Below are 22,338 nucleotides of genomic sequence, written 5' to 3' on the forward strand. Positions count from 1 at the left end.
TTATGAACCTTACAGAAAAACTCATCAGCACCCATTTGGTAAGCGGAGATATGACACCCGGCAAGGAAATTGCCATTAAAATTGATCAAACTTTAACCCAGGATTCCACGGGAACCATGGCTTACCTGCAATTCGAAGCTATGGGCATTCCTCGGGTAAAAACAGAGCGTTCTGTGGCTTATATTGACCACAACACATTGCAAACAGGCTTTGAAAACGCAGATGACCACAAATATATCCAAACCGTAGCAAAAAAACACGGCATCTTCTTCTCCAAACCGGGCAATGGCATTTGCCACCAGGTGCATTTAGAACGATTTGGCAAACCGGGAAAAACCCTTTTGGGCTCTGATAGTCATACTCCTACCGGTGGTGGCATTGGTATGCTGGCCATTGGTGCTGGCGGCCTGGATGTTGCCGTTGCCATGGGTGGCGGTGCGTATTATTTGGCAATGCCTAAGGTTTGTAAAATCAATCTGGTGGGTTCCTTGCAGCCTTGGGTAACTGCAAAAGACGTTATTTTGGAAGTTCTTCGCCTCCTTTCTGTAAAAGGCGGCGTTGGCAAAGTAATGGAATACAGCGGGGAAGGCGTAAAAACCTTGAGTGTTCCCCAAAGAGCTACCATTACCAACATGGGTGCAGAATTGGGTGCAACCACTTCTGTTTTCCCAAGTGATGAAGTTACAAAGGCATTCTTAAAAGCACAAGGCCGTGAAGAAGATTGGATGCCTCTTTTTGCCGATGCTGGCGCTACATATGACGAAGAAATCACCGTGGACTTGAGCAAAATCGTACCTCTGGTTGCTTGCCCTCATAGCCCCGATAACATCAAACAGGTAAAAGAAATTGCAGGTTTGGCCGTAGATCAGGTGGCCATCGGCAGTTGTACCAACTCATCCTATACAGATATGATGACCGTAGCCGCTTTGTTAAAGGGCAAAACCGTTGACCCAAATGTTAGCTTGGTCATCGCTCCCGGCTCCAAGCAAGTTATGAATATGCTGGCGGCAAATGGCGCCCTTGCAGATATTATTTCCGCCGGTGCTCGTATTTTGGAATGCGGCTGTGGCCCTTGCATTGGTATGGGTCAAGCCCCAGCAACCAATGCTGTTTCCTTAAGAACCATCAACCGCAACTTTGAAGGTAGAAGCGGCACAAAATCTGCACAGGTTTATATCGTAAGCCCCGAAACAGCCATTGCTAGTGCTCTTTCCGGCAAGGTTACTGACCCCCACGCCTTAGGGGAGGCACCTTTGGTTTCCATGCCAGAGCACTTCTTGGTTAATGATAACTTGATTGTAGCACCTGCACCGGAAGGTGAAGTGGTAAATGTGGTAAGGGGCCCCAACATCCAGCCCTTCCCCAAAAACACAAAAGTACCTAAGGATATTTGTGGCGGCGCATTGATTAAAGTAAATGATAACATCACCACCGATCACATCATGCCCTCCAATGCAAAGCTTCTTCCCTATCGCTCTAATGTGCCTTACCTGGCAGATTATTGCTTAACCCCCTGTGATCCAAAATTCCCTGCTCGTGCGAAAGCAGCAGGGGGCGGCTTTATTATCGCAGGACAAAACTATGGTCAAGGCAGTAGCCGTGAGCACGCAGCATTGGCACCCTTACAATTGGGGGTAAAAGCCGTTCTGGCAAAATCCTTCGCCAGAATTCATATGGCAAATTTGATTAACAATGGTATTCTGCCTCTGGTTTTTGTAAACGAATGGGATTATGACTCCATTCACTTGGGTGATGACTTCACAATCAAATATGCTGTAGACCAAATTCGAGGCGCAGTGGATGGACAGGATGTCATCGTAACCCATGTCCGTACAGGGGAAGAAATTCGCACGCGCCTGAATATTTCCGTAAGACAGAGAGATATCCTTTTGGCAGGGGGCTTGTTGAATTATACGAAAGAATCAAACTAAGGACCAATCCCAGTTAAAATGTTTAGCACAATTTATTACAAAAAAACAGCCACGAAAATGGGTTCTACCCCTACCATCCCTAGAGGGGATAGAACCATTCGTTATATAGCAGGAGGAAAAAAAATGGCATATCATGTTACTTTAATCCCCGGAGACGGCAGCGGCCCCGAAGTGATTGCAGCAGCAAAGAAGGTTGTAGAGGCAACAGGTGTAGATATCCAGTGGGAAATGGCAGAGGCAGGTGCGGCCATGTTGGAAAAATACGGCACCCCCCTGCCTGATGAAACAATTGAATCTATCCGCAAAACGGGTGTAGCCTTAAAAGGTCCTATCACCACCCCTGTGGGCAAAGGCTTTCGTAGTGTGAATGTTGCTATGAGGAAAACCTTTGACTTGTATGCAAATGTGCGTCCCGCAAAAACTTATCCAGGCGTAATCACAAAGTTTGAAAATATAAATTTGGTTATCGTCCGTGAAAACACAGAGGATCTTTATGCCGGCATAGAACGTATGGTAGATAAGGATACCGCCGAAAGCATCAAGCTTTTCACAAGAAAAGGCTGTGAACGCATTATTCGTTACGCCTTTGACTTTGCTGTTAGAGAAGGCAGAAAAAAAGTAACCGCTGTCCATAAAGCAAACATCATGAAATGCACAGACGGTATGTTTCTTGATATTGCCCGGGAAATAGCCAAAGAATATCCACAAATTCAATTTAACGATAGCATTGTTGATGCCATGTGTATGCGCTTGGTGATGCACCCCGAGGATTATGACGTTTTGGTATGCCCTAACCTCTATGGCGATATTGTTTCTGACCTTTGCGCAGGTTTAGTGGGTGGACTTGGCCTTACCCCCAGCGCAAACATTGGTGTGGGCGGAGCGATTTTTGAGCCAATTCATGGCTCTGCTCCTGATATTGCAGGACAGCACATCATTAACCCTACGGCGGCTATTTTATCCGCCTCTCTTATGCTTGCCCATTTGGGTGCAGGCAGTGCTGCGGCAAGCATAGAAAAAGCCATTGAAAGAGTAATCGGCGAAGGTAAAACTCTTACTGTAGATATGGGCGGAACAGCTACCACTGAAGCGTTTACTGATGCAGTTATTGCAGCTTTATAGGCCTTTGAAAGCAATACCTGCATAAACAACGAAAGTGTTCGGATTATAAAATAGGTGGTGCCCATGCAGTTTTGTTTTTCCCTTCTCCCCTTCCCCTATTTTTTTAACCTTATACAAGTAAGTGATATGGATTTTTTAAATCCCAAAATAAAAACCCCCCCTTGTCTACAGTAATAAAACTGCATACAAGGGGGGTTTTTTCGTCTTATTCTTTAATTCCACCACAAAAATCAATGGTTACATAAAGATCCTTCTCTTTTTGTGCAACCCCAATTCCAACGGAATCCATAGATGAGTCCAACATACTGTGATACTGGGCTGGAGTACGAATCCACTGTTGATAAATATTGATGGCGTCGCCTCTTTGCTTTACAATAATCTCCGATGCATTTGTAAAATTTACACCACCCAGTAAAATTCGGGTAAAAGGGTTACTCCCATCTTTTGCAGTATAGCTAAAATAGTTGTTATCCACCATATCCTTTGAATGGCTAAAAGCAGTGCTGGCAAGCTTTTGGTTTTCTACCAAAAGGGGTAGCCCTTGCTCCTTGCGTTTGACTTGGATAATGTCAAACAATTCGTTTTTCAAAGAATCTCTCTCTGACGCAGTCAAACCACTCTTTAGATTGTTTCCATAGGCAAAAGCTCTATTTTGCAACAGTACACCCCGAATGGTGCCCTCGTAATCCAACGGGATTCTGACATAGGTATTATCGGACTCAATAATCCCACTATGCTCCACCAAGCTAATGAAGTTTAACTGCTTAATATCAGAAGAATTTCCCTCTCCCTTTGTTCCCAAATAAGAAAAATGTTTGTTTGGTGCAAATATTTCGACAATTTTGTTGTTTTCAATGGTTGCAAAAAAGTAGGTTTCATAATGACCAAGGTAAATATATCTCTTTAGCCCATAAACCGTATCATCAATACGGTCTGGCTCTCCCCACGCAGACTTCAGCTGTTCTGTGGTTTCACCCAATGAAATAGGCTTGTTTTTGATATAAACCGTTTCATATATATTTCTAAATTCCTTCACTTCTTGGGTTTGAGCCACTTCATTAGAGGAGGTCTTGCTTTCTTCCTTTGGCTTCTCCACCTTTGGGGTTTCCTCTACCTTATCAGCCTTCTTCTCCTCTGTCACTGTCTGTGTTTTATCCAAAGGTAACGGCAGATTCCCCTCAGAATAAGCAACTGCTTTCAAAAGGCCTATTACCGCCTCCTGAAATTGCAAATCTCTCATGGGATAAAACTTTCCATCATTGCCCCCAACCAGGATTTCCGCTTTACGGATCTTGTTAATCACATCAATGGATTGTTGAAATAGCATGGAAATATCCGAGAAAGCATATTCCTCTGGGGCAGAGGGTAAGGTAATGCCCCATACCTTCAAAATCCTGTTTAGCATGATTGCCAATTGCTCTCTGGTCAAGCTATTGTTCGGTTCAAACTTGGTTGGCTCGGTTCCGCTAATGATTCCAGCCTCATAAGCCACAATAACCGCTGGATCATCGCAATCCGTAAAGGGGCTTTCTCCCTTTGCAACCAATTTTTCTCCTTTGCTTTTTTCATATAAAAGCACTACGATCTTACAAAACTCAAGCCTTGTAATTTTTCTTCTGGCATCCAGCAGATCCTCTTGGGAAATCAGCCCCTTGGTATACGCCAGTTCCATAGAAGCCTCAGCCCATGGATCAGCATTCGTCACGATTGCTGCAAAAGCCGGCAAAGATGTTCCCATTGCCATCAGCAGCGTCATGATTACTGCGATAAGCCGCTTCATGTTATCATCCTCTCTATCATTCTTTGGTCTACATTTTTGGTTATATCAGTATCATCAAAGAAACAACTTGTCCCTTCGCAGTGACCTTCCCATAAGTTCATTTGTAAATGTTTTTTTCACCATATATTCTGCACAAGCACTAGAAAATTATACCAAAATCCCAATTCATTAGAATTTTATTAAATATTCCTGTGAAAAATAACAATCTTTCAGAATGAAAAGGACTACAAGCCCTTAAGTCATAATCCAAACAATTTTATCAAAAACAATGAAATGAGACATGATGCAGTCAAGAAAATATCTTTCATCCATAGCTTGGCTGTACCATGCCTTTATTTTTTTTCAATAATATCAAATCACGCCTACCAAAGGCTGTTGCGCTTTTTGTTTTGAGTAAGCTGCACATTATAAGCAAATGAAGACGTCAACCTTCTCTTTCAGGTTTTTTCTTTCCCTAAAGCCAATGCTTCTTTGCCGCCTTATGCCCTTTTAAAGCTTGTCCACCCAATACTTGATCACAAAAAACCTCCCACCGCCCCATCAAAAGGCGGTGGGATAAAAAGGTTCTACATAAGGCTTTTACGAAAAAACTATGAATATTATATCATAATATCTGAAAAACGCAAAATTTTTAGATATCAGCAAATATTTCCCCTTACACACAGCAATTTTATGGGTTGAAATTCGTCATTTGAACGGTTTCCGTTGGTTTTTTGGTCCACTCCAGCTCATCCTCTGGAAGTAGCTCCTGACTTCCGTCTTCCCTTTGTACCAAATAAGTATTTTCAATAAGGCCTGCCAAAGCATAAGGGCCATTGTCTATGTCTTGCAATACAGCGATAGGTTTGCCAGTCTTTTTTTCTATCGCCTCACCAATGATAAATCGATTCCATTGTTGAGACCAATAAATTTCCTCTATTACAACACGATCGCTCTGCTGCACAAACTTAGCATCTGACGGCAATTGCTTTCCAGTATCACCTGCAACCAAATATTTTTGATACCGCGTTAGGTTCAACTTAGGTGCATCCCCTTGGGTATTCCATTTGGCATCTGCGGCTTCACGTACCTTCACCCAGTTGTTGGGGTCTTCCAACTCCGGATTGTTCCAAATTTCATTCCAAGTGGCTTCAATTGCAATTGTTGTATTTAAAACAGATGAAAAATCTGAATCCCTATTATACAAAAATCCCCGCAAAAGTGTGGAGTTTTCAAAAGCACCTACCATCTGGTTTGCAGTTTCCTGCACTATAACAACATCCTTGCCCAACGAATCAACGGGAACAAACTGAATGTTATCCACTTGATAAAATTTCCCTATATCTCCTACATACTCATATACCTCTCCGCTAGGCGTATATGCTGCAACCACTGTATCCTTAGGACCAAAGTTTACAGAAACCACCACATCTTTTTCACCTTGTTCTTTATCCCCATTCACATTTCCATAATACACCGTTACTTTATTCAAGTCGTTTAAATCATAAGTATCCATTCTGCCCGTATCCTTCAGTACGCTTTTTGCTATGTCCTCTTGATTCTTCTCATTCATGCCTGTTATTTGCTTTTTCGTCAGCTTATCCGTCTGCCCATAAATACCCGCTGTATATCCACCAATTAGAACACAAACAACAGCGACGATCACCCATCGTTTTCGTTTCATTCTTCCACCTCCCCCTCCAATATATGCCCACAAAAATAAAAATATTTTAAAAATCCCAAAAGTTGGTTTTTGCAATCCAAGAATGAATGGGAACAAGCATATTTATTCTATTGATTCCCCCTCGCTCTCTCGTGGTTGAGCCATTCTTATACTCTTTTATATGATTTAGCCAGTTAAATATGCAATGATTCCATTTCCTTTTGCAAGTAAGGAAAAGCCCCACAAATCTTCCCTTTTTGTCGTTACCTTCCCCATAATACGAAAAATCTCCTTTATCTCACCAAAGGAACCATGGGTAAGCACTCCAACAAAAACCCATATTTTCCCATATAAATAAGGACGCCATGGTTTCCCAACAATGACGTCCTTTTTTTATCAATTATGCTAATTTCAACCGTGCCATAAGCCCCGGATTTTTCATCAACTGGCGGAAAACAGCATATCCCAAACAGGATACAGCCAAAAACTCACCTAGGGCAACGGTAAACATACCAAAAACCAAAGGGCATTCCCCTAATAAGTAAAGCTCAATACCAATAAAAGCATTGCAAAATACAGGCCACAAGCTAGCACCGAATAATGTTTTGCTGTGGGTGATTCCCCAAAGTGCTGCCGCAGTACAGGTTGTGCCAAAGAACACATCCATCATTCCAAAAGGGCTAAATAAATTTGCAATAAAGCAGCCTAAAATCAGCCCGGGCACATAGCGCTTATCAATAAACGCCAAAAGCACCAAAACCTCTGAGATACGCAATTGGATGGGACCAAAGGCCAATGGCGCAATTGCTGTTGTCATAACAACATAGATTGCGGCGACCATGGCCGTCACAACCAAAAGTTTTGTAGATACTTTGTTTTTTTCCATAAAAAAAACCCCCTGTTTTTTATTTTACGAGATGGTGGGACGGTCTTCCGTCCGTAGCAAGGAACATCTCATATATTTAATTATCCTTAACATATGGCATTATACAGGGGTTTCCCCAAAAATGCAAGGGTTATTTTCTTGGCAATGCTTTGGCCGCTAGGAAGCATAGGTATACCCCGATAAACCCAAATTTGTTTTTTATTGTTTCTTTTTCTAAGGGCATCATCCAGTGTGCTCCCCGATAAGCATCCACGAAGGAATCTGTTTTGACAAAAATAAAAAGCCCTTATGACAAAGGGCTTATCATAAACCATCTGGGTGTTTCCCTTTGCTTCTAAGGACTATATCAAAAAACAACCACCAATAACATCTTAAATCTTTCTTTGCCCAAAACAGCATGGGGATGCTTGGCAGGCATCACGATGGATTGCCCCTCCTTTAGCTCATATTTAACCCCGTCAATTGTAATTTGTCCTACCCCATCCAAGCAAGTCACAACGGCATCCCCATCGGATTCATGGGAGCTAATTTCTTCCCCTTTGTCAAAAGAAAAAATGGTCATGCTTACTGCTGAATTTTGCACCAAAGTCTTACTTACAACCTGTCCATCCTGATAGGAAATCTCATCTTTGAAGGTTAAAATCTGTGCTTTTTTGATATTTTTCAGCTTTTCATTCATTCATATCACCTCATAATTTTTTGTATTTATCTTTTTCCTAGTTCTTCTATTCTTTGCTGTTTACTGAATGTTTTGTTTGCTTAACCAGTCATCAAACTGTCTTTTTGTTTCTTCCGCCTCAAGTGAACCCTCAAATTCCTCTGTCTCCTGATTTACCAACTCAAGGAATCCCAGTGGCAAGCTTCGGTTTGCAAAGGTAAATGCCACATTGTCCTCTTTCTCGATATGCCTTTTCAAAAGGGCAGCATATTCCGATGCATTGGTTATAACATCAAGCTTCACTGCCGATGATGGCCCTTTATCATATTCCTCAAGTGCCTTTTCCAGCTCACCCAAATGATATCGGCCTAAGTCATGTTCTACCAACATACCTGTACGAATTAACTTTTCCGCCACCGTTCCCAATTCTGCCATCATAATGCGAAAAAGAATTTTTTCCTCTTTTCCATGGTGGTGCTTATCTGCATAAACCCTGCAAAAATAAATAAACTCTCGAAACCGCTGTGTATCAACAGCCTTTCCCTCCAAAATTTCAATGCACTCCTCCTTCATCACCTGTGTAAGCTTAATAATATTTTTATGTTCTTCCATTAGTAACTGAATTCCGTCCATATACGCCTCCTCATCTTGTGGCCACATCTTATTTCTTCTTAACTCCACATCCTGTTTGTCCACAAATACGATTTATCATTTTTTCCTTTATCACACTTACTTAAAAATAGTATTGCCTTCAAATGCTGGAGTAATCCCAAAATAACTTTCAATCCATCCTGACACAAGTTTCCCATAGTTTTTCAAATCTGTTTCATAGGTATACGATATACCAAAGTGTTATTTTACTCTGTTGTAAAAACAACACAATTTAAATAAAAAATGAAAATTCTACCTTCCATAAAACTAGATATAAAAACCCCAATAAATTTCAACTTCCCAAACCACAAAAATAGGATGCAAAAAAAGGCATATCCCTAAAATTCTAAGGGCATATGACGTTTTACAATAGGCTATCAAAAACGAAAAGCAAAACAACCACACGATTTGCTTTGTTGTGTAATATCTTTTCATCACACACTTCCTATGGCAAAAAGGGGAACTGGGTATATATCATCTTGTAAAGATTCTGAAACACCCTGTCCCACTTGACCATCTTTTTATGCAACAATCACCAACTATTATGAAAAATTCCCATCATTAAAAAAAGTATAAGTTAAAACGGACCATCTCCCTTTTGCACCTGCAACCATTGGGTAAGCTTGCTAAGGTTTTCAACGGTTTTGCGGTTTAAGAAATGTTCGATTTTTTCAACCTGCTCCAACTCATTGTCCGATTGGTTCAGTATGCGTAAAAATCCGTTCACTACCTCGTGGCGATATAAGAGATATTCCCCTTGGGCAAATCCCAGCTCGGTTAGGTCTATCTGTCCATACTTTTCGGAATGAACATAGCCCAAATCCTTAAGCTGCTGAACCATTTTCGTAACGGAGGAGGGTTTCACATTCAGCATCTTGGACAAATCACTTACCCGCACAATTCCGCTACCTTTATAAATTCGATACACCATTTCTAAGTAATCCTCCATGGCAGAGGTCAACTCTATGTCTTCATTTAATTGATATCCCTTTAAGGTGTAAAACTCATCTGACATATTCATTATTTTTTCCCCTTAATTTTATAACCCATAACATACACGTTTCTGTAATACTAGAATACTATGGTCTTAGAAAGTTTCCTTAACCTAAATTTATTCGAAAGGCGGAATTACTATGAATGTCAATTCTTTGAATGATATAAATCCTGGTGAACACGCTATTGTCAATGCTTTACTGTCTACAGGCAGTATGCGTAGGCGGTTGTTAGATATTGGTTTGGTTGAAAATACAGATGTTGAATGTCTTGGCAGAAGTCCTGGCGGCGACCCCTCCGCTTTCTTAATTCGTGGTGCTGTAATCGCAATACGCTCTGAAGACTGTAAAAATATTATAGTAACGAAAATGTAATCGGAATAAAAAGGGGGAGGTGCACAAATGGGTCTCACAAATAGTTCTATCGGAATCAGGGCAATTGATTCTGGCTTAGAAATTAAAAAACAAACACCTGATGATAAGGTGATTGCCCTTGCAGGCAATCCAAACGTAGGGAAAAGCACGGTGTTCAATGGTCTTACAGGCATGAATCAGCACACCGGAAACTGGCCGGGAAAAACGGTAACCAATGCCCAGGGCTTTTGCTCAACCAAGAGTCACTCTTACGTTCTTGTGGATATTCCGGGAACATATTCCCTTATGGCCCATTCCGCCGAAGAGGAAGTAGCCAGAAATTTTATCTGCTTTGGCAATCCCGATGCCGTAGTTGTTGTGTGCGATGCAACTTGCTTGGAGCGAAATTTAAACCTGGTGTTGCAGACTATTGAGATTTCGGAAAAGGTAATTGTCTGCATTAACCTAATGGATGAGGCAAAAAGGAAGCATATTAAAATAGACTTAGATACAATTTCTCAAAGGCTGGGTGTACCTGTCGTTGGTGCTGTGGCAAGAAAAAAGAAAAGCCTCTCTGACCTTATGGATGTTGTTGATAAAGTTACCGATGGCAGTATTAAGCCTACCCCTTTATCGCTGCGCTACCAAAAGGAAATTGAAGAAGCCATTGCTGTTTTGGAACCCGTCGTAAACAAAAAAGCCGGGGGGAAATTAAATAGCCGATGGTTGAGTATCAAATTGCTAGATCAGGATCAGTCGTTGATCAAAGAAATTGATTCTTACTTGGGGGCTGATTTTTTAAGAGATGGGGATTTAACCGAAGCATTGGATGCAGCAAAAGCCATTCTAGCAAAATACCAGTTAACCTTAGATCAATTCAAGGATAAAATTGTTTCTTCCATTGTTGCCGAAGCAGAAAAAGTTTGCCTTGGTGCTGTGACCCATGAAAAGGAAGGCTATCATGCATCTGACAGAAAAATAGATAAAATTCTTACCAGTAAGCTTACAGGTTACCCCATAATGCTGGCACTTCTTGCTCTGGTGTTTTGGCTAACCATAACCGGTGCAAACTATCCGTCCCAAGCATTGGCAGATGGTTTGTTTTGGGTGCAAGACCGCCTGACTGAGCTCTTTCAATATATGAACGCCCCTGACTGGCTTCACGGAATTTTGATATTAGGGGTCTATCGTGTTTTGGCATGGGTTGTTTCCGTTATGCTGCCGCCAATGGCTATCTTCTTTCCTTTGTTTACATTGCTAGAGGATGCAGGCTATTTGCCAAGGGTTGCCTATAACCTAGATAAATCCTTTAAGCGTTGTTGTGCTTGCGGAAAGCAGGCACTAACCATGTGCATGGGGTATACTATTTTGCAACTTAATTTCGGGGTTGAAGGAAACCCATGCATGACCAGTTCTTATTTCTACAAAGATAATTTACCACCACCAAAAAAAGCCCACGCGTTTCCCATAGGCTTTTCTTTATCTGATAGAACATATAAAATTTCACCATAAACACAGCGTTTTGATTTTTTTGTATCAATGAAAATGATAAATAAAAATATCTATTGTCCTTCTACAAAAAACCCTGGGTAAATGGGTCAAGCAATGTTTTTCTACTTGATTCCTTTTCCAATGAAATCAGCAAATTTCCTGTACCCGTCCTACCTGCCCATCTGTTAACATTACTTTAATCCCATGGGGGTGAAAGTTACTGTTGGTCAAAATTTTCCCAACTATCCCTTCGGTAAGTTTTCCTGTCCTTTGATCAGCCTTTAATACAATTTTAACTCTCCCGCCAATCTTAACATCTGCTCTGTTTTGTCCGTTCATAAACTCTCCTTCTTCCTACCGTATTCTATGCTTCTTGTTCAAGCAGTTATTTCAATTGAACAAACCTAAGGCATCCCCCTTTGTTTTTTTCTAAAAACGGGTTGCATACCCACACCGACGACAAAGTTCCTCACTAGGCTGTCGTGCCGAAAAACCTTTATAGAGGGCCTGAGCACGATCACCCCATAGAATTTCCGTAAGTGGTTTTTCAAAAATATTTCCCAGAGCAATATCCCCTCGGCTATCTAAACAGCAAGGCACAACGGTTCCATCACATAAAACCGCCATCTGGCTACGTAGCCCATGACAAAAAATAGGCTGATTTGTAGGTGGTTGGTCCAAACTGGGCCATGTAAAGCGTTCAGCCTTTCCCAGAAAAAGCCTAGGCGCCAGTGTGGTATTGCCTCTCTGCCTAAGTTTGCTTCTTGCCTCATCTTGGGCAGCTCCCTTCAATCCTAAAAAGCTGCATAAAGGGATAAAAATCCCCTCATTGTCAATGTCATTTGCCCCCAAATTCCACATCCTCAGTTCACAAAAAATCCCTTTTGCTGTTGCAGCTGTAACAAACTTCGCCACACCTTGCAGATACGCTTCCTTAGAATATGCACTGCCTTGCTCCATGCTGTGCAACGATACGCTGACTTTTCGTAATGCAGATGCATGCAACAAAATTTCTTGGGTTTGGGGAAACAACGTACCGTTTGTAGTAATATTCACGTTCATGGAAAGGCCATGGGCCACAGCTAAAATTTCCTCCAACTGAGGGTGAATCAAAGGCTCCCCTAATACGTGGAGATAAATATGGTCCGTATACGGCTTTGCTTGCTGAATGATATATGAGAACTCATCAATCGTCATAAACCGTGATTCACGAGGGTTCCCAACACAAAAACTGCAGGACAGATTACACACATTTGTGATTTCGATGTAGACACGAGATATTTTCTTCATAAGGTTTGCTCACTTTCATTGCTTTTACCCAAAAATTGAAATTACTAATACTTTTTCCTTCATTCAGTTGACAAATTTATGGCTTTAAACCATTGACTGTACCGCAAATAAACATTAACCCAAGTTTCGGAATAAATCAAATCTTTTTTCTTCCCCTTAAACTTACATGGTGTATCATTGCCAAAAACGGCTGACTTTCAAATCAAACTATTCTTGCTTATGGCCAAACCGCCACATGAGCAGAGCTGAAAACATGACTCTCTTTCCAAAAGAGCCTGCATCATAAAACAGAAAAAAGGCTTTGCCCTCCTTACCGAATTGGCCGTAAATTTAAGGGAATGCTTCATAGTAAAATTTACCTAAGTAAGTTCCACCATACACATTCATACATCCCCCTCCATACAATAGAAAGGAGGTGAAAACCATGAAAAAAGCACCCTATGATAGAGAAAAAGCGGTATCCTATGCTCACCAATGGGCATATGGCCGCAATCCTCAATTTTATAACTTTGATCTTCTTGGTGGAGACTGCACAAATTTCGTATCTCAGGCGGTGTATGCCGGTGCTGGGGTTATGAATCCAAAACCCACCTTCGGCTGGTATTATTACAGCCTAAACAACCGGGCTCCAGCGTGGACTGGCGTTGAATTCCTGTACAAATTCCTTGTAAAAAATCTGGGAGTGGGTCCTGTTGGGGTAGAAACAGATATGACTCAAGTTGCACCGGGGGATATTATTCAACTTGCATCAGAGGGAATGGCATACACTCATTCCACGGTAATTGTTTCCGTTGGAGCAAGCCCCTCTCCCGCAAACATCCTTGTGGCGGCACACACCCTTGACACTGACAACCGCCCATTGGATACGTATGAGTATGTTAATGTGAGGTATTTGCACATCACCCATGTAAACTCCTGGTAATTCTTCGCTAGCATCATGCCACTCCGCCTTGGTATCACCCCAAGGCATACTTATAAAGGAAGTTGAGCCCTAGTGGTAAAACTCAATAACCTCAGTACCTATATATTTTAAGTACTTTTCATAACTACTGTTTTTTTTAATTGCTTGCCTAGCAGGTTATGCTGCCTTCATAGTTGCTTTTATACACATTTTAACCATTTGACTTTGCGTCCAGGAATATGAATTCAACCTCGCAAAACTTCAATTTCATGCAAATTTCCCTACGAAGGTGGTTATTTTTACTTTGTTTTTTCCACTGGTCTTAGATACTTAAAATGCCGTTCAGGATTAAAATAAAAATAAATCAATCTGCCTGGGGAAGTGTCAAAACAGTAATCCGTGCTTTCAAAATCAAAAGTAGCCATTGCCTTTTCAATTTTTTCCTCAACACTTCGATTTTCCTGCTCGTAATCAAATGGTCCATGCTCAAAAACCAAATATTCCCCTTCAGGCACATCCACCATGAGCATTTGGGGTGGCACTTCCCCTTTATCATCAATAGAAAGGCGTACGCCATAACATTCCGTACGGGGAATCCCCCAATCGCAGAGTCTTCCCTTGGGATCATTCATATATGCCATAATTTGACCACTGCCGCTGTTAGGCTGGCTCCCTCCATCGTCATCCAGTTTGCCCTTAATACTATCCAGCAAGCCACAAATCGTTTCATAGTCTTGTCCGGGAATAAGGCTTTGTTTTTGCCAAAAGTCCCAATATCCATTGCTTTCATAATTTTTAATGTGCAAAAATTTGTGTGCAGAAATGGTTACCAAATAAATTTTAACATCCTCTGTGGATTTTATCATTCCAATCTCTCCAAAACCGAAAAAGTAGCGATCGAAAGGGTTAATTTTTGTACGAAGGACAACAGGCTTTGGCTTTTTTCGGTATTCACTTGGCGTTATACCATATGCACCCTTAAAAGCTCTTGTAAAAGCTTCATTGGATGAGAACCCATAGTCAAGGGCAATTTCCAAAATGCTCTTTTCCCCATCTCGAACTTCTTTTAATGCAAAAGCTAACTTCCGAAGTCGTAAATAGTCTCTAAATTGCATACCCGAAATCTCTTTAAATTTTCTCGTTGTATGAAACTCAGAATAACCCAACTTATGGGAAAGAACCCGTAGCGTTAGTGCCTCATCGTCCTGGCGGGTAATACATTCATCAATTTCGTCTACAATGCATTGAATTTGCTTATGCCACCGGTACATCTTTATGTTCACCTCATTTCCATCGCCCTAATTTTATTATAAAGAAATTTGGGATCATTGGCTTGATTTTACTTGCTGTTATTCTTCCACTTTTTTGGTTCAACCCTCTTAGCTTTTTCCCGCCTTGACTATGGCGGGCTTCTATCTATAGCAATCAGGTTTTACCTTTTCTACCATGTCCAAAGCCCATTGTATAACCCTGCTTTCCTCAAAAGGCTTGTCTGTCCATAGGGCTTACACCCATTTATCAATATTTGTGGTATTTTCTTGAAACATATTGCAAAGTAGTCTTCTTGCTGTTTCTGGTAATTGGTCCTCCCTTGTCACATACCCTCTCACGCTGTTTCTAACCTCACCGTTTGCCATGAAATGGGTCATCTTTCCTTTCCGCTTTTGCCTTTGTTCTGTCATGCCAACACCCCCCTTGCCTTATACTTATGAAAGCTAAAATTTGTCCTATACCCCACCTGAGCAACTAGCCTTGGGATTTTCCCATTGTTTAATCTTTTATCTTCTTAATACGCCTTCTTTCTAATCAAATGAAATGCACAATTAGCCTTCAAAGGCGTTGACAGTATAGGTAGGATAATAGACAAAGGTCTGGGGTTTTTTCATTGATAAAACCTTGTAACCTAACATATCATTTATTAATAACCCATAATCCCCCACAGCCCTATATGTGGGAAAGGGATTTCAAGGAGCTGAACCCATGGATAAAACATATGCGGTTTTTGGCTACGTCCGTGTATCCACTGACAATCAGCTTGAAAATTATAGCATCGAGGAGCAAATTCATCGTATAACGGCATATTGCAAGGCGAAAGGCTGGGTTTTGATAAAAATATATACCGACGGTGGCTTTTCCGGAGGCAATATGCATCGCCCTGCCTTGCAACAAATGCTTGATGATATGATAAAGGTGAATGTAGATGCTGTAATCGTTTATAAGCTTGACCGTCTAAGCCGTAGCCAAAAAGATACCCTCATGCTGATTGAGGATCAGTTCCTTTCGCACAATGTTGACTTCATCTCCATAAACGAAAATTTTGATACCTCTACCCCCTTCGGTCGGGCAATGATAGGTATTTTATCGGTGTTTGCCCAGTTGGAAAAGGATCAAATTACAGAAAGATTCACCATGGGTAGAATTGGCCGAGGAAAAGCAGGCTACTTTCATGGCGGTGGAAATGCACCCCATGGTTATGATTATGTAAATGGTGAATTAATGGTAAATGACTATGAAGCAATGCAAATTGAGGAGATCTATAACCTGTTTATTCAGGGAAAAAGTATCAATGCCATAACAAAAAGCATGAATGGCAAATATAAAAATCGTAACTGGACAGCAGCAGCCATCAGTAATGCCCTAAAAAACACCCTCTACATTGGCAAGGTGCATTTTAAAGGTGTTGCATATGACGGAAAACATACACCAATAATCTCTCTAGATCAATTCAATGAAGTGCAACGTCTGCTAAACTCTCAACAACGTCAGAATGGAAAAAACACAGCACAAAAGTCCCCTTTTCGTGGAGGGTACCTTTTATCCAGTTTGATTTATTGTGGCCGTTGCGGTGCACGGTATAGTGCAAACCATGGTTATTATAAATGTTATTCTCGCTCAAAGTCTTATTCAAAATTTATTATGGATCCAAACTGTAGAAACGAAAATTGGAACATTCAAGAGCTGGACTCCATAGTAATAGAAACCATCAGTGAGCTACTGGAAAATAAAGAGATGATTCAGCAGCTTATTCTAAAACCTGCATACAACAAAAATCACCCAATCGTTGCAGAAAAAATCAACTCCCGCATTGACACCATTAACAAACAGCTAACAAAACTCATTGAGCTGTACCAGGTAGGTAGCCTACCTATAGAAATACTAACCGACAAGGCGGCTGCCCTAGACCAAGAAAAGAAAATTCTACTTGAACAACTCCCTAGCAAAGAGGGCAATACCCATACCCTCACCCCCTTTATTGGAACAATAAGCACCTTTGAAACAGGTTTTAAAACCTTAGATTTGGATGCCCAAAGGTTGCTGATTGCAACCCTTATCCAACGAATTGAAATCAACGGGGACAATGTGAAACTGCTATGGAGATTATAATTTACCAACCCCATTTGTTATATTATCCTCAACGTTTCGTAATACAAAAATTATAGCATCAATTAAAAGGAAAATATACCGTAACCCATTTTTTTATATTTGGCAACAAAAATACATAACTGAAAAAGGCAGAACTAAGAGTACAGTTTTGCCTTTTTTCAATAACCTTTTGTAAAAATCTAACACGTAGGAAATCTAGAACATTTATTTTTCTTGTTTTCCAGCAAAGAAATCCCTACCGAACATAAAATGCATAAACCAGTGCCAACCAAAACCTCACTCATCCCCAATGGCGTACCCAAAAACTTCCATGCAATGCTGCCGAAAAATCCTGCTAATGTCCCCCAAATAATTCCTCCTGCTGTTGCCTTTTTCCAAAATAAGGCTAATACAGCGGGGATACCAACAGAGGCAGCATAAAAAGTCCAAGCAAACATTAACACATTATACACTCCCTCTACATAAAGAGCGATGATTACAGCAACAATCCCTCCAATCACCGTAAAAATTTTTGAATACCGTAACTCCTCTTTTTGAGATAACTCTCTACTCATCAGTGGTTCCATAAAATCAACCACGAAGGTTTGCGTAGAGATCAATAAATATGTATCTGCCGTTGACATAATGACTGCAATAATGCCGGAAATGGCTAAACCCAAGAGTCCCGTTGGGAGCACCCCAACAATTAATGCAGGTAACGCAGCATCTGCTGTTCCATACACCTCAACCACATCGGGAAAAAGGACAACCGCTGACAATGATAGTATTAAGGTCACAAAAATTGTACCGGCATAAACAGTGTTTCCAATAAACATTCCCCGTCTTGCAACCTTTGGGCTTTTTGATGAAAAAGCTCTTTGCCACATTTCTGCCCCAGCAAATGTGAAGATTAACGTTGTAAAAATAATACCGATAATATCCGGTGTTATATTCATTTTTAAATGATCAGCGGGCACTGATTCAAACAAAACTTTTAAACCACCAATTTTTTCTACGCTCAGTATTGGTAAAATCAGATATACAGACGAAATCAATACCAAAAACTGCAATACATCCGTATAGACCACACCAAACAAACCAGATACAGATGTATAACCAACGATGATAAAAAGGGCAATCCAAACTCCAATCTCAAAGGATACGCCTGTCACTGTCCGTAGTACAGTGGCAAAAGCCGCCAGTTGACTGGCAACCGTAGCCATCATAGCAAAAGAAATTAGCCCCGCAATCAGCAACCGAGCCTTTCGCCCAAAGCGATACTCCATAAGCTCAGGTATTGACTTAATATTGTACTTTGCCCCTATGCCTTGAATGCGTCCAGACATTGCAGAAAAAATATACATACCACGCAAATACGGTAACCCAAGCATGATGCCAACCAAACCTGATGAATACATAATTCCTCCACGGCCAATCATTGCTGACCCTCCTAGGATGGAGGCGCAGACTGTTGCCGCTATGACCAGTGTACCCAAACTTCTGGATGCAACAAAATAATCATCAGAATTCTTCACTTTTTTTCTGCACCAAAGTCCAACGTAGAGAATTACCAGCATATATACAAAAATAATGCATATATCCAGCCCACCAATATTTAGCTTCATTCCTTATCCTCCCTACTTTTTCTGCATTTCCTTGTGTATTCCCTGGCTAAAGTGCCACCCCTTCCTCCACCAACTCAAGATTTTCATCATAGTCTGCTTTTGGCATAAAAATATTGAAATAAGCAAAAAGAACAGTTAGCAGTGTTGCTGCCCATGCAGCGAAGGCATATGGCACATAACTCCAAGGGAGCACGCCAAGGGTAGAAATCACAAGCACTCCGCCACCACTCCATGGCACCAATCCGCCATAGTGGGCTGCCCCTTCAGATAAAGTTCTAGACAAACAAACCATATCTAACCCCATTTTACGGTAAGCCTTATCATACATTCTTCCGTTTAAAATGATAGATACATAAACAGATGAGCTTAGTAGCACAGTTGCCATTGATGTTAACACATTACAAAGCACCAAGGCTCCTTGGCTCTTTACCCGATTCAATAATTTTTCCATAATTGTATCTAAAACACCAATTTTCTCTAGTAAGCCTGCAAAGGTAAACGCGGCAAACAATAACATTACAAGACCTGCAAGGCTCATACAGCCACCACGACTTAATAGTGAATCAATTACCAAATTGCCGGTTGCAGACTTGTATCCATTCCAAACAATACCTGTGATTTCCTTAAATCCTACCCCCTGAAAAATTACAGCTTCGCCCATACCTAAAATAACGCCAATAAACAATACTGGTAAAGCAGGATATTTCATAGCAGCAAAGACAAAAACAAAAATAATAGGAATTAGCAACAAAATGTTAAAATCAAAGGATGCCGCAAGACCATCCCGTAAAGTTGTAATCTCCCCTATGCTTGCTCCCCCACTTTGGGGCAGCATAAACCCCATCACCAAATAGATGATCCCAGCAATCAACGCACCGCCACCGGCAGTTGGAATCATGTTGGTAAATAGTTTAATAATATTCTGTCCTGTGGAAGCAGCAGCCAGGTTGGGTGTATCCGATAAGGGGGACCACTTATCTCCCAAAAAACACCCTGAAACAATTGCACCGGCGGCCATAGGCAAGGGAATACCCAATCCCGTTGCAATACCACCCAGAGCCAAGCCTAAAGAGGTTAATATGCCCCAACTTGTACCTGTTACCATAGCTGCAACTGCCGTCATCAAAAAGGCTGAAAACAGAAATATTGCAGGCTTAATAATGCCTAGGCCAAGATAAATCATATACGGGATTGTTCCACTTGCAATCCATGCGGCTGAAACAAAGCCCGTTAACATCAAGAAATACAACGCAGGCATAGCAGTTTGTGCAACCTTATACACGTTGGAAAATAAGTCGTCCCATCCATGTCCTAAATAAACGCCATAAACGCCGCAAATCACTGCACAATATAAAACCCCCATGGCAGTAGGCGCCTTTGCTATTAAAGCGGTCCATATCATAATCACAACAAAAACAATCAGTAGTAGGATTGACTCTACTAAAGAAATCTTCCTTGGAACTTTTTTTGTTTTTTTCTCTTTCATACTAACTCCAAAATCTGGGCTAATTATGCTTTTTGATATTAGCCAGCAGTTCCGTTTTAAAGCCAACGGGGGGCCGAATAGTATTAAAAATTACATGTATGCTTTTATAAAACAAGCCTTACATATCAAAGAGGGGATGTAAGACTTGTTTTCAGGGAATCATTTACTAGCTTATGTAAAATCAATTTTCCTTTGTCATGCTTTGTTTTTTACTTAAAAATCGGCCACTTCCATCAATGGCAATACTCTGCCAATGCCTTTCTCCACTGCCTTTTCATATATATATTGTCCTAAGGCAATATCCTCTGCCGCAAAGCCAATATTAAATGCCAAAAAGCTCTCGTTGTCATTTTTTCTACCAATTTTACCGTTTACCAACTCTCCTAATTGGCAGTAAAATTCGGGCAAACCACCTTGGAACGCACCTGTCGTACCATAGGACATAGTCTGTTCTAAATGGTCAGTAATAATTTTATCTACACCGCCGTGGAGTAACTCTTTGGGCCATGCACGGCCTGCTTCAAGCCCTGCACCAACCATGCCCGGTTTGATTGCCTCAGCCGGAATGATAGGCGCATGTAATTTTTGGGTACAAGTTACAATAATATCAACATCCTTTACTGCTTCCGCTACGGAAGTAAAAGGAATCACTTCACATCCGCTTTTTTCTGGCATTTTGAGGCGATAATCCTCCAGCATACTCTCCTTCACATCACAAATATGGCAAGTTTCAATGGAGGGCAAAACATTTTTAATCGCCAATAGGTGCATTCTGCCTTGCACACCAGCACCAATAATTGCAATTTTCTTCGAATCCTTTCTTGCACAATATTTCATTGTGATTGCTGTTGCTGCTGCTGTTCGCACTGCAGTCAGCCAGCGACAATCCATAATACAAGTAGGCACTCCAGTTTCAGGGCAATTCATAATCTGTATCCCTAAAATCTGGGGCAAATCATGTTTGTAATTTGAAGGGTACCCACTAACCCACTTAATGCCACAAGCATCCATCCCTTTTAGATAAACAGGCATTTCATGTATAAAGCAATCCTCTCTGGAATGTACACCTCTTTTGGGTGGACACTCGATGGTACCCTTTGCTTGCTCACTGCATGCTCTCTCTATCGATGCAATAATTTCCTCCCATCCAATATTCAAGGAAATTACATCCTCCTGAGATAAATACAAAAACTCAACTTTCTTCATAAATCCTTCCTCCTTACCATCTAATTTTTGTAATGTTTGCACTTCTATAAAAATTAGTGTATAATGAGAAAACCCAGACCATGGGTAAGAAAGGGCTTTTCTGTACCGTGCCGCCAAGCTGGATTACAGAAATGTCCTTTTTCTCTTTCACACTAAATCCTATCTTCGTTCAATTGATCTAGGGTACTTTGATTATGTTCAATTGCCGCCTGATAACATTTTTGCGGGTCTCTTTGACGCAACGCATCCATAATTATTTTGTGTTCCCGAATAGCAAAGGAATCTTCCAGTGGTGTAACTTGAAACTTATCATAAAACAGCAAAAATACGTTGCACCGAATGGTCAGCTCTTGAATATACTTCTGAAAAAAAGAATTCCTTGATGCTTTGGCAATAACAAGATGAAACTTCTCATTAATTTCTAAAAATGCCTGCATATCGTGGGCTTCATGAACGATAATCTGCTGTTTAAAAATGTCCTCAAGTTCCTTCAATTCTTCATCCGTAATATGATAGCAAGCGCACCTAGTGGCTTCCGCTTCTAAAAGTTTCCTGCACTCATATGCATCCTGCATATCTTTTTTGGTTGGCATGGCAACAAAAGAGCCCTTCATGGGATAAGAAACCAATAATCCCTCATAGCTTAGTCGTTTTAAAGCTGCCCGAATGGGGGTCCTACTAATTCCAGTTTCTGCAGCCAGCTGTTCCTCAACAATTTTGTTCCCCGGATACAACTCTCTTGCTATAATTTGCTGTCTGATATAGTAATAAATATAGTCCTCGGGTCTCTGTCCATTTAATTCCATCAGATCTTCCTTTCCAGTTTATCCTATGTTTTATAAATCAATAATACACTATTGTATACAATCTTGTATACTGATATAAGTCCTAAACTTAAGTTCTATTTTTTATGAAGAATTGCTAATATACTTTTCCCAAAGCAACATTTATAGTTAATTT

At 40.9% G+C, this 22,338-nt stretch carries 20 protein-coding genes; 6 read left to right on the forward strand and 14 right to left on the reverse strand.

From position 1 onward, the window contains the following. The first annotated feature begins 2 nt into the window (after positions 1-2). Positions 3-1,931 (forward strand): aconitate hydratase, encoded by a 1,929-nt coding sequence (locus ABVZ64_RS00920; protein WP_352399180.1) that lies wholly within the window; start codon positions 3-5, stop codon positions 1,929-1,931. 123 nt (positions 1,932-2,054) lie between these two features. Further along, positions 2,055-3,053: an isocitrate/isopropylmalate dehydrogenase family protein gene (locus tag ABVZ64_RS00925; protein ID WP_352399181.1), complete on the forward strand. Its 999-nt coding sequence runs from the start codon at positions 2,055-2,057 to the stop codon at positions 3,051-3,053. A 205-nt stretch (positions 3,054-3,258) separates the two neighbouring features. Here the strand turns inward: ABVZ64_RS00925 and ABVZ64_RS00930 are convergent, their stop codons facing one another. The 6 genes from ABVZ64_RS00930 to ABVZ64_RS00955 all read right to left on the reverse strand — a co-directional run bounded on the left by ABVZ64_RS00930 (position 3,259) and on the right by ABVZ64_RS00955 (position 9,691). After that, positions 3,259-4,833: a CAP domain-containing protein gene (locus ABVZ64_RS00930; RefSeq protein ID WP_352399182.1), complete on the reverse strand. Its 1,575-nt coding sequence runs from the start codon at positions 4,831-4,833 to the stop codon at positions 3,259-3,261. Between the two features lie 670 nt (positions 4,834-5,503). Continuing rightward, a complete protein-coding gene (locus tag ABVZ64_RS00935) occupies positions 5,504-6,496 on the reverse strand; it encodes a hypothetical protein (protein WP_352399183.1) in 993 nt (330 codons plus the stop codon). Between the two features lie 379 nt (positions 6,497-6,875). Beyond that, positions 6,876-7,361: a QueT transporter family protein gene (locus ABVZ64_RS00940; protein WP_352399184.1), complete on the reverse strand. Its 486-nt coding sequence runs from the start codon at positions 7,359-7,361 to the stop codon at positions 6,876-6,878. 346 nt (positions 7,362-7,707) lie between these two features. Beyond that, a complete protein-coding gene (locus ABVZ64_RS00945; protein ID WP_352399185.1) occupies positions 7,708-8,040 on the reverse strand; it encodes a cupin domain-containing protein in 333 nt (110 codons plus the stop codon). 60 nt (positions 8,041-8,100) lie between these two features. After that, positions 8,101-8,652, reverse strand: a complete 552-nt coding sequence (locus ABVZ64_RS00950; protein ID WP_352399186.1) for a hemerythrin domain-containing protein — start codon at positions 8,650-8,652, stop codon at positions 8,101-8,103. 595 nt (positions 8,653-9,247) lie between these two features. Then, positions 9,248-9,691 (reverse strand): metal-dependent transcriptional regulator, encoded by a 444-nt coding sequence (locus ABVZ64_RS00955; protein WP_352399187.1) that lies wholly within the window; start codon positions 9,689-9,691, stop codon positions 9,248-9,250. A 112-nt stretch (positions 9,692-9,803) separates the two neighbouring features. On the opposite strand from ABVZ64_RS00955, the gene ABVZ64_RS00960 reads away from it, so the two are divergent. After that, positions 9,804-10,037, forward strand: coding sequence for a FeoA family protein (locus ABVZ64_RS00960; RefSeq protein WP_352399188.1), 234 nt, complete (start codon positions 9,804-9,806; stop codon positions 10,035-10,037). 27 nt (positions 10,038-10,064) lie between these two features. Beyond that, positions 10,065-11,528, forward strand: coding sequence for a FeoB small GTPase domain-containing protein (locus tag ABVZ64_RS00965; RefSeq protein ID WP_352399189.1), 1,464 nt, complete (start codon positions 10,065-10,067; stop codon positions 11,526-11,528). Between the two features lie 126 nt (positions 11,529-11,654). Here the strand turns inward: ABVZ64_RS00965 and ABVZ64_RS00970 are convergent, their stop codons facing one another. Continuing rightward, positions 11,655-11,846, reverse strand: a complete 192-nt coding sequence (locus tag ABVZ64_RS00970; RefSeq protein ID WP_352399190.1) for a YwbE family protein — start codon at positions 11,844-11,846, stop codon at positions 11,655-11,657. A gap of 90 nt (positions 11,847-11,936) precedes the next feature. Continuing rightward, positions 11,937-12,797 carry a radical SAM/SPASM domain-containing protein gene (locus ABVZ64_RS00975; protein WP_352399191.1) on the reverse strand — a complete coding sequence of 287 codons (861 nt, stop codon included), beginning with the start codon at positions 12,795-12,797 and terminating at the stop codon, positions 11,937-11,939. A 424-nt stretch (positions 12,798-13,221) separates the two neighbouring features. Between ABVZ64_RS00975 and ABVZ64_RS00980 the strand changes: the two genes are divergently transcribed. Continuing rightward, positions 13,222-13,719: an amidase domain-containing protein gene (locus ABVZ64_RS00980; protein WP_352399192.1), complete on the forward strand. Its 498-nt coding sequence runs from the start codon at positions 13,222-13,224 to the stop codon at positions 13,717-13,719. A 278-nt stretch (positions 13,720-13,997) separates the two neighbouring features. On the opposite strand, the gene ABVZ64_RS00985 is transcribed toward ABVZ64_RS00980, so the two are convergent. Together ABVZ64_RS00985 and ABVZ64_RS00990 are read right to left on the reverse strand one after the other, a co-directional pair. Then, positions 13,998-14,969, reverse strand: coding sequence for a helix-turn-helix transcriptional regulator (locus ABVZ64_RS00985; protein ID WP_352399193.1), 972 nt, complete (start codon positions 14,967-14,969; stop codon positions 13,998-14,000). A gap of 234 nt (positions 14,970-15,203) precedes the next feature. Next, positions 15,204-15,380, reverse strand: coding sequence for a hypothetical protein (locus tag ABVZ64_RS00990; protein WP_352399194.1), 177 nt, complete (start codon positions 15,378-15,380; stop codon positions 15,204-15,206). A gap of 298 nt (positions 15,381-15,678) precedes the next feature. Between ABVZ64_RS00990 and ABVZ64_RS00995 the strand changes: the two genes are divergently transcribed. Further along, entirely contained in the window at positions 15,679-17,082 is a 1,404-nt protein-coding gene (locus ABVZ64_RS00995; protein WP_352399195.1) for a recombinase family protein, read from the forward strand. A gap of 179 nt (positions 17,083-17,261) precedes the next feature. Here the strand turns inward: ABVZ64_RS00995 and ABVZ64_RS01000 are convergent, their stop codons facing one another. The 4 genes from ABVZ64_RS01000 to ABVZ64_RS01015 all read right to left on the reverse strand — a co-directional run bounded on the left by ABVZ64_RS01000 (position 17,262) and on the right by ABVZ64_RS01015 (position 22,184). Continuing rightward, positions 17,262-18,686 carry a sodium:solute symporter family protein gene (locus ABVZ64_RS01000; protein WP_352399196.1) on the reverse strand — a complete coding sequence of 475 codons (1,425 nt, stop codon included), beginning with the start codon at positions 18,684-18,686 and terminating at the stop codon, positions 17,262-17,264. Between the two features lie 46 nt (positions 18,687-18,732). Beyond that, complete coding sequence (locus ABVZ64_RS01005) at positions 18,733-20,172, reverse strand: Na+/H+ antiporter NhaC family protein (protein ID WP_352399197.1); 1,440 nt, start codon at positions 20,170-20,172, stop codon at positions 18,733-18,735. Positions 20,173-20,385: 213 nt separating this feature from the next. Next, on the reverse strand, positions 20,386-21,378 hold the full coding sequence (locus ABVZ64_RS01010) for an ornithine cyclodeaminase family protein (RefSeq protein WP_352399198.1): 993 nt from the start codon (positions 21,376-21,378) through the stop codon (positions 20,386-20,388). A 152-nt stretch (positions 21,379-21,530) separates the two neighbouring features. Next, entirely contained in the window at positions 21,531-22,184 is a 654-nt protein-coding gene (locus ABVZ64_RS01015; protein WP_352399199.1) for a GntR family transcriptional regulator, read from the reverse strand. Positions 22,185-22,338 lie beyond the last annotated feature (154 nt).

Origin of the sequence: Anaerotignum sp., from assembly GCF_040307045.1 — a bacterium.
In the GTDB taxonomy this organism is placed as follows: Bacteria; Bacillota; Clostridia; order Lachnospirales; family Anaerotignaceae; genus Chakrabartyella.